This window comes from Methanosaeta sp. UBA356 (assembly GCF_002496465.1).
Lineage (GTDB): Archaea > Halobacteriota > Methanosarcinia > Methanotrichales > Methanotrichaceae > Methanothrix > Methanothrix soehngenii.
The window spans coordinates 1-9,008 of sequence record NZ_DAKC01000068.1 but is presented as its reverse complement, the minus strand read 5'-3'; the positions used below and the strand labels follow the sequence as shown (position 1 = coordinate 9,008).

Here is a 9,008-nt window from a genome sequence, read left to right as displayed (position 1 = left end):
GGCCGCGCGCAGTTTGATTTTTCATTTTTTTGTTTATTTTTCATTTTTTTGTCTAGCATTTCACGCAATCATCCCGCCAACAAGGAGAGAACCTTTTTATCCTCTTTGGCTGCAAATATCCTCTTCCCTATGGATAATAGCATCCTTCTCCTCAGCATGGTGATCGCAGCCATGCTCGTCCTCTTTATAAGCAACCGTATACGGCTCGATCTTGTCGCCATAGTGGCCTGCCTCGCTTTAGCCTGGCTGAGCCTTATCAGCCCATTGGAAGCGATATCAGGCTTCGCCTCAAATGCCGTGGTGGCAATGGCATCGGTGATGATCCTGGGATACGGAATCGAGAGAACCGGGGTAACATCCCGCCTGGCCAGCACTATTATCAAATATGCTGGGATGAATGAGAAAAGGATCATCTCTACTGTATCCATGACCGTGGGCTTGCTCTCCTCAGTGATGCAAAATATCGGAGCAGCCGCCCTATTCCTGCCGGCGATAAGAAGGATAGGTCAGCAGACCTCAATCCCCACTTCCCACCTGATGATGCCCATGGGCTTTGCCGCCATCCTGGGTGGCACAGTAACAATGATCGGCTCTGGACCTCTTATCGTCCTCAATGATCTCTTGCGCCAGAACGGGATGGAGCCCTTCTCCATGTTTGCCGTAACTCCGGTAGGACTGCCTCTGCTCATAGCCGGGGTCGCCCTCTTCGCCCTGGCTGGATCTCGCATCTTCCCGAATAAAAAGGAAAAGAAATGCCAGCTTACAGTGGCTGAGATCTGGGGCATCGACTACGCTATCAAGACTTGCATTCTCCCCCGATCATCCAATCTCTCTGGAAAGACAAGGGAAGAGGCATCATTCAAGATCAAATATGACCTCAATCTGCTTGCCATCCGGAAGAATACTGAGGTGACTGTAGCCCCTTCCCGATATGCTCGCCTGGAGTCCGGCCAGGAGCTGGCCTTCCTCGGATCCAAAGAGGATTTTAATGATTTTATTTCGGCTTCCGGCTGTGTGCCCACTGAAAACCGGAGCAGATTGAAGTCCATCCTGGATAGCGGAGGATTTGGCCTGGCTGAGCTGATCGTCCGGCCAAAGGCCTCGATCATAGACAAAACCCTGCGGGAGATCGGATTTCGCCAGAAGTTCTCCATAGAACCGATCGTTCATTATAGCAAAATGAGGGAGTCAAGATCGGATTTCTACGATACCCCTCTTGCAGCCGGCGATACCATCATCGCCTTTGGATCATGGGACACCCTGAGGCTTCTTGCCAGCCACCAGGATCTTCTGCTGCTCACTCATCCCGAAGGAGAGGAGATTCGCTATAAGAAGGGGCCTTTGGCCGTCATGATATTCATTGCTTCCCTGGCCCTTACCTTTACAGGAATGCCGATCTCCATCGCTCTTCTCACTGGAGCTGTGGCCATGATTCTGGCGGAGATTCTCACTCCGGACGAGGCTTATCACGCCATAGACTGGAAGAGCGTAATTCTCATAGGCGGCCTGATTCCCTTCGGAATAGCGATGGAGAACACTGGAGCTTCCAGGCTCATCGCCAGCTCTTTTGTCGATCTTCTGGCTGGCGCCCACCCAATTGCAGTCATGCTCTCCCTAGCCATCCTCACAACCGCTCTCTCTTTGATCATATCCAATGTGGCGGCAACAGTCCTCTTAGTTCCTCTGGTGCTACTTTTGAGCGCAGGCATAGGGGCGGATCCCAGGGCTCTGGCTCTGCTGGTGGCAGTCTCATCTCAGAACTCCTTTATCCTTCCCACCCATCAGGTGAACGCTCTGCTGATGGATCCCGGTGGATATACCATCAGGGATTACCTCAAGGCGGGAGGCGTTATGACCGTTCTTTTCATATGCATTGAAACAACATTCATCTATTTGTTAATCTGATAAGAGGTGAGAATGATGATCATCCATCAATTTTTCGTCCCCGGCATCGCCCATAGCTCCTACATGGTAGCCGGGAATAACATCTGTGCAGTCATCGACCCAGAACGAAACATCCGTCCCTATCTGGATTCTGCCAAGAAGATGGGTCTTAAGATAACTCATATCCTGGAGACGCACCTGCATGCTGATTTCATCTCCGGCCACCTCGATCTGGAAGAAGCGACTGGAGCCAGGATTTATGCTCCAGCATCTGCGAACTGCGCTTTTCCCCATGAACCCCTAAAAGAAGGGGACAGGATAAAGCTGGAGGATATCATATTCTCGGTGATCGAGACCCCAGGCCACACCCCAGAGCACATCTCCTACATAGCTGCTGACACCAGCAGGGCAGATGACCCTGTATCCCTCTTTTGCGGTGACACTCTCTTTGTAGGAGACGTTGGCAGGCCGGACCTCTTTCCGGGCAGAGCAGAGGAGCTTGCATCATCCCTCTATGATAGCCTGCACGAGAAGATCCTTAAGCTTCCGGACCACTGCGAGGTCTATCCTGCTCATAGCATGGGATCGCTCTGCGGACGGGCGATAAGCGCAAAGAGGAGCAGCACCATTGGCTTTGAAAGAAAATACAACTATGCCCTGCAGATATCCGATCGCCAGGAGTTCATACATTCCCTCACCTCGGATATGCCAGCTGCCCCGGACCATTTCGCTCGCTGCTCAGAGATCAACAGGGTGGGGCCCAATCTCATGAGGAGCCTCAAAACTCCTAAACCTTTGGATCCGAAGGCCTTTTCCAATAGCATAAAATCCGAAAAGGCGGCGATCTTGGACGTACGAAGCTATCCGGCATTCTCCGGCCTGCATATACCTGGATCCTGGCATATCGATCTTGCCGGCAGCTTCGCCACCCAGGCAGGCTGGGTCATACCCCCGAAAAAGGACATCTTCCTGGTGGTTGAAGGGAATGAACAGGTGGACGAGGCTGCTATGCAGCTGCGCCGGGTAGGTCTGGATAGCGTGGAAGCGTTCCTCGAAAGGGGCATGCTGGCCTGGGGAGTGAACGCTATGCCAGTAGATACTGTTCCAATAATAACCCCCAATATGGCAAATGATCTGGTTGCATCGGAAAAGGCGGTTATCATCGATGTCCGGTCAGCGGAGGAGAAGACTGACGATTGCGTCATCGGATCGATTCAGATCCCCTGGCACGACCTCAGAACCAGACATAAAGAGCTATCCAGGGATAGGAAGTACATTGTGATGTGCAGAGGAGGACAGAGGGCGAGCATTGCGGCATCCATCCTGAAGATGAACGGATTTAATAACGTCTTTAATATGGCGGGCGGATTCACCGCGTACCAGAAGCTGGGTATCTGCGCCCTTAACGACTGATCTCTTATGATCGATTGGATAACGATGGATTCATGGTCGCCGTATGTTGTGGGAGCGGGGATAGGGGTCCTCTCCTGGATCGCCTTCCTTCTCTCCGATCGCCCCCTGGGTGCCTCGACGGCGTTTGCCAAGTCTGCCGGTATGATCGAATCGGCGATTAACCGGGAAAATGCGGACCAGATGTCCTACTACCAGAAGATCAAGCCCAAAATTGATTGGCAGTGGATGATCGTCTTCGGCATGATAATTGGATCGCTTCTGTCATCATTCCTCTCTGGCCGTCTTGCGGTTCTGATTGTGCCCCCGATATTCGCTGAGGCCTTCGGAGCTGATGCGCTATTCCGGTTCGCCATAGCTCTGATCGGGGGGATTCTGATCGGCCTGGGGGCCCGTTGGGCTGATGGCTGCACCTCCGGTCATGGCATATCCGGCACTCTTCAGCTATCGCTGGTAAGCTGGATTGCGGTGGTATGCTTTTTTGTCTCAGGGATTGCAGTCGCCGCACTGATCTTTGGATTGGGGATCAAATGAGGGGTGATAAAGATGCCTTTTGAGACGATCAGGTCAAATGGAAGGGCACAGGTCGCCCTCGGTTTCTTATTCGGCGTTATCTTCGGATTCCTCCTCCAAAAGGGAGGGCTGACCGACTATGGGGTGATAGTTGGCCAGCTCCAGCTCACCGACTTCACAGTGGTCAGGGTTATGCTCACAGCCATTCTGGTGGGGATGATAGGGATCCATATCATGAGGTCTGCGGGGCTTGTCCGTCTGCACATCAAACCCGGATCGATCGGATCTACCGTTATAGGCGGGCTGATATTCGGGGCGGGGTTTGCTATTCTGGGCTACTGTCCAGGAACCGCTGCTGCTGCATTTGGGTCAGGAGCGATTGATGCCCTGGTGGGGATGGTTGGCATCATTATTGGAGCGGGGATGTTCGCCCGCCTCTATCCTGTCCTGAACCGGTCGGTGCTGAAATGGGGCCCCCTTCCAGAGGGCACAATACCGGAGCTTATAGGCATCAGGCCGATAATCGTCATTGCTGCCGTGGCAGTCTTGATAGTCGCCGTGCTGCGCTGGCTAAGCTTTTAAATAACAATATAACCTAAGCCCGATTGAGCCAAAGGACTTAAAGCATGTACGTCTTGCACTCTCTCTGGGATACCGAGGCATTTTATATCTGGGCTGAATCCTCAGCTCTACCTCTGGTCAATCAGGGCTATTCAGTTAGCAGCGAAGGGATTCCAGCTCATCCATTCTCCTTGCCGGGAAAGGAGCTGAAAACGCAAATTTCCAGGGCATTTCATCTGAATGGCGCCAAGACTCGAGCACTGATTCTCAGGATTCCTTCCGGCAAAAATGGACCTCTTCCCTCGCCCTGGCTATTGAGAGAGGATTATATCTCACAAAAGCCTGCTGGGCTGATCGAATGCGCTGTTGATGTTCTAGCCCTTGCGCCTGACCTGGCAGCCAAATTTCTTCTGGATCTTCCCATACATCCGCTCAAGGGAGTTGTTTATGCTGATTCAATGCGGTTTTGGTCCAGGCTCGCCCTCTATTCCCTGGAGCTGGTGGCAAAAGAGCAGTTTGTGCCTGCGGTCAGAGAAAGATACTCTCTATGGAAGGCGGTGATGGATGAGACCGATCTGGAACGGCTTGATCGCTTCTCAAAAGCCATGCCACCAAGCTGCCAGGCTCTCAGATTGTTCCCCACAGATAAATCCTCTCCAAAAGATCTGGCGAGAAGCTTCGTGGATGGAATGGCTGACTCTCTGGTGCGCGGCAGCCTGGAACAGCTTACACTCCTCCCACCCAAGAGAGGGCGCAGACCGCGAGTGATTCCTCTGCCCCAGCAGTTCTTGCTGTCTCTTACCTCAAAGGACCCAACGCTTGAAGCCTCGACTGAGGAGGTCGCCGCCTTCGCCAAGAAGATGAACTCCTGGATCAGTGAACTCGAGCCAAAAGCGGTGTCTGTACCATTTCGCACCTGCTTCCGGCTGCAAGCCCCGGCGGAAGAGGAGACCTGGAGATTGAGCTTCTTCCTCCAGGCAAAAGACGACCGCAGCCTGATGGTCCCGGCGGGAGAGGTATGGAGGACAAAGTCGGATGCTCTCACCCTCTTGAAAAAGAGCATAAAGAATCCGCAAGAGCAGCTTCTCGCTGACCTGGGCAGAGCAGCGCGACTCTTTCCCCAGCTGGAAAAGAGCCTGGAGACTGCCAGGCCTGCAGAACTGGAGATGGAAACCACAGAAGCTTATTCATTCCTGCGCCAATCGGCTCCTCTTTTAGAGCAGAATGGCTTCGGAGTAATGCTGCCCGCCTGGTGGCAGCGACCCGGCACACGCCTGGGTGTGAAGCTGCAGCTGAGGGACGCACCCAGAAAAGAGGGCAATGCTGGTTCTGCTTTCTTCGGCCTGAACTCGGTTGTGGAATACGACTGGCAGCTATCTTTAGGCGACTATGTTATCTCTCGAGAGGAGTTCGCACAGCTCTCTCACCTCAAGATCCCTCTTATTCAAATAAGGGGAGAGTGGATGGAGCTGAGGCCTCAGGATATCGAGGCGGCCATTGATTTTTTCCATAAGAACAGGAACCACGAGATGACCCTGGCTGAGGCTCTGCATCTGGGCTTGAATCCAGCCGGCCATCCTTTGCCTGAAGCGAAAACCACCCTTCCCGTGCATGGCTTTGAGGCCGAGGGCAAGATCAAAGAGATGCTTTCCGCTCTTTCTGACCCCAGCGGCCATATGGAGCAACTCTCTTCCCCCCTAGATTTCCAGGGCACTCTGCGGCCCTATCAGCTACGGGGCGTATCCTGGCTCATGTACCTGAACCGGCTCGGCCTGGGAGCCTGTCTGGCGGATGATATGGGTCTGGGAAAAACGATAGAGTTGATTGCATTTCTTCTGCATGAGAGAGAGACTATGAAGGGCCCCGGCCCCACTCTTCTCATCTGTCCTATGTCTGTTGCCGGCAACTGGGAGCGGGAGATCGAGCGCTTTGCCCCCGGGCTGAAGGTCCTCATGCATCACGGCCTGGGCCGTCTCTCCGGCCAGGACTTCGAGAAGGCGGCGGAAAAGGCAGATGTGGTTATCACCACCTACTCTCTTGCCCAGAGGGATGAAGAAGAGCTTAATGCCGTATCCTGGGGTCACATAGTCTTGGACGAGGCGCAGAGCATCAAGAACCAGTCTGCCCGGCAGACCCAGTCCATAAAGCGCCTGAAAGCCACCCAAAAGATCGCTCTGACAGGAACGCCCGTGGAGAACAGGCTCTCTGAGCTATGGTCGATCATGGATTTCCTCAATCCCGGCTATCTGGGCTCATTCGAATCCTTCCGCAGGGATTTCGTGCTGCCCATAGAAAGATACAATAATAGAGCTCATTCCGAGGCCCTGCGATCTCTCATCCAGCCCTTTGTCCTGCGCCGGCTAAAAACCGACACCACAGTGATAAAGGACCTCCCAGAAAAGACGGAGATGAAGGTGGGCTATAATTTGACGCCGGAGCAGGCGAGCCTTTATGCTGCGGTGGTGGAGGATATGTTATCCAGGATCGAGTCTTCTGAAGGCATGAAGCGCAGAGGTCAGATTCTGGCTGCACTGACCAAGCTCAAGCAGATCTGCAACCACCCGGCGCTCTTCCTGCAGGACGGAAGCCCGCTGGAGGGCCGCTCCGGAAAGCTGTCCCGTCTGGAGGAGATGCTCGACGAGGCCATTTCTGTTGGTGACAGGGCCTTGATATTCACTCAGTTCGCCGGCATGGGGGCGATGCTCAGACATCAGCTGCAGGAAAAGCTCGGGGTTGAAGTCCTCTTCCTGCACGGCAAGACCAGCCGGAAGCAGAGAGAGGAGATGATCCAAAGGTTCCAGCAGGGAAGCTCTCCAATATTCATACTATCATTAAAGGCCGGAGGCTTCGGCCTCAATCTGACTGCTGCCAACCACGTATTCCACTTCGATCGCTGGTGGAATCCTGCGGTGGAGAATCAGGCTACTGACCGCGCCTTCCGCATCGGCCAGAAGAAGAACGTCTTTGTGCATAAGTTCGTCTGTGCTGGAACGCTTGAGGAGAGAATAGACCAGATGATAGAACAGAAGAAAGCGCTGGCAGAATCGGTGATAGGGACAGGTGAAGCCTGGCTGACGGAGCTGTCTGATGATAGCTTGAGAGAGCTGCTTGTTCTGAGGCAGGAGGCAGTGAGCAATGGGAGCGATAGCAGCGATCGGAGCGATAGAAAATGAGCCCCTACTGGAGCTACTATGAACCAGCCAAGCCCAAGAAGGTCGAGAACGGGCTAAAAGCCAAGAGCAAACGAGGATGCATAGGAGAAACATGGTGGTCCAAGCGCTGGGTCAAGACCCTTGAATCCTTCAATCTGGGAGCCAGGCTCACTCGAGGAAAAAGCTATGCTCGAAAAGGGCAGGTTATATCCATAGATGTCAATCCCGGCATAGTGAGGGCCAGGGTGCAGGGAACCGGATCGGAGCCTTATGATGTGGTGATAAAGCTGAAGCCACTGTCGGATGCTGAGTGGGATAAGGCTGCCTCGACTATGGCCTCAAAAGCAGTATTTGCAGCCCGGCTGCTGGGCGGGGAGATGCCGCAGAACATCGAAGAGGCCTTCTCCGAGTCAGGTCTATCCCTCTTTCCCAGCAAGGGCAGGGACTTGAAGACAGATTGCTCCTGCCCGGACTGGTCTAATCCCTGCAAGCATATAGCCGCGGTCTACTATCTTCTGGCAGAGCAGTTTGACTGCGATCCTTTCCTGATCTTCAAGCTTCGAGGGCGGAGCAAAGAGCAGATCATGGAAGCGATGCGCAAGATGCGTTCCGCTGAGGCTGTTGAGGAGGCAGATGGGATTTCGAGATCAAGCCAGGACGCAAGGGAGCAATTCAAGCCCTTGGAGGAGTGTTTGGATTGCTACTGGCGGGGAGGTGGCGAGCTTGATCTGCTGGAGATCAATCCAAGAGCCCCTGATGTAAAGGGGGCAGTTTTGGAGAGACTGGGGCCGAGCCCCTTTTACATAGCAGGCGTCAATTTGGCAGCATTGCTCCCCAAGGCCTATGAAAAAGCAGGCAAAGCAGCACTTCAGAGGGCAACTGGCGAGACTGAAAGCAAAGAGATGCAGTAGTAAAGATGGCACTGGCTATGCCACGCTTCACGAGCTGGATGCTGGAAGGCAAAAAACTGCTGAAAGCTATTGCCGAAACCTTGATGAGTGCATTATTGACTGAAAGAGCTTGCTCATCCAGTTAACAAATCCCTTAAATGGACTTGTCTTCATATACCTTGACGCGTCCAGGCACCTTCCATAGCTATCGTAGACCTCGAATTTTCCATCTTCACTATGGATGATGCACTCAGCCTTCTCTTTCCTGCATATCTCTCGTGCCAGCCTGATCGCCTCGGCCTTGGTCTGAGCGTGACCACAAGGCCTCCATGCATGGGGCTTCTTGATATCCCATCCGTTTCGGGAATTCTTTACCACATGTCGCTCATTCCGAGCCATATTTTTCTATTAGTGTTTCTAAATATATAAAATGATTTGTTGGGTTTCTGCGAGGGGGCTTTCCCTGGCCATGAATGCTGCAGTGCGCCCAGGATAATTGCGGTGGAGATGGAAGGAGCTGGAGCGGCCGCGGCCATAGAGCAGGGCCGGAAGCCAGGGAATTCCCACAAGATTCATGATGATCCGGGGGATATCAGAT

The 9,008-nt window shown here is 53.4% G+C and carries 7 protein-coding genes; 6 read left to right on the top strand and 1 reads right to left on the bottom strand.

All coding sequences use genetic code 11. The features are described 5' to 3' along the window. Nucleotides 1–48: 48 nt before the first annotated feature. Genes BP727_RS06060 through BP727_RS06035 form a run of 6 tightly spaced genes read left to right on the top strand, consistent with a single transcriptional unit; the run spans nt 49 to nt 8,431 of the window. Complete coding sequence (locus tag BP727_RS06060; RefSeq protein WP_286857875.1) at nt 49–1,905, top strand: SLC13 family permease; 1,857 nt, start codon at nt 49–51, stop codon at nt 1,903–1,905. A 12-nt stretch (nt 1,906–1,917) separates the two neighbouring features. Next, entirely contained in the window at nt 1,918–3,297 is a 1,380-nt protein-coding gene (locus tag BP727_RS06055) for an MBL fold metallo-hydrolase (RefSeq protein ID WP_013718082.1), read from the top strand. Between the two features lie 6 nt (nt 3,298–3,303). Then, nucleotides 3,304–3,828 (top strand): YeeE/YedE thiosulfate transporter family protein, encoded by a 525-nt coding sequence (locus tag BP727_RS06050; protein WP_013718081.1) that lies wholly within the window; start codon nt 3,304–3,306, stop codon nt 3,826–3,828. 12 nt (nt 3,829–3,840) lie between these two features. After that, entirely contained in the window at nt 3,841–4,389 is a 549-nt protein-coding gene (locus tag BP727_RS06045; protein WP_273279076.1) for a DUF6691 family protein, read from the top strand. 44 nt (nt 4,390–4,433) lie between these two features. Next, entirely contained in the window at nt 4,434–7,541 is a 3,108-nt protein-coding gene (locus tag BP727_RS06040; protein ID WP_286857873.1) for a DEAD/DEAH box helicase, read from the top strand. After that, the gene (locus BP727_RS06035; protein WP_286857871.1) at nt 7,538–8,431 is read left to right on the top strand and encodes an SWIM zinc finger family protein; all 894 of its coding nucleotides are present in this window, start codon (nt 7,538–7,540) and stop codon (nt 8,429–8,431) included. Before BP727_RS06040 ends, BP727_RS06035 begins: the two co-directional genes overlap by 4 nt. Nucleotides 8,432–8,497: 66 nt before the next feature. On the opposite strand, the gene BP727_RS06030 is transcribed toward BP727_RS06035, so the two are convergent. After that, on the bottom strand, nt 8,498–8,809 hold the full coding sequence (locus BP727_RS06030) for a DUF2188 domain-containing protein (RefSeq protein WP_083804627.1): 312 nt from the start codon (nt 8,807–8,809) through the stop codon (nt 8,498–8,500). Nucleotides 8,810–9,008: the final 199 nt, after the last annotated feature.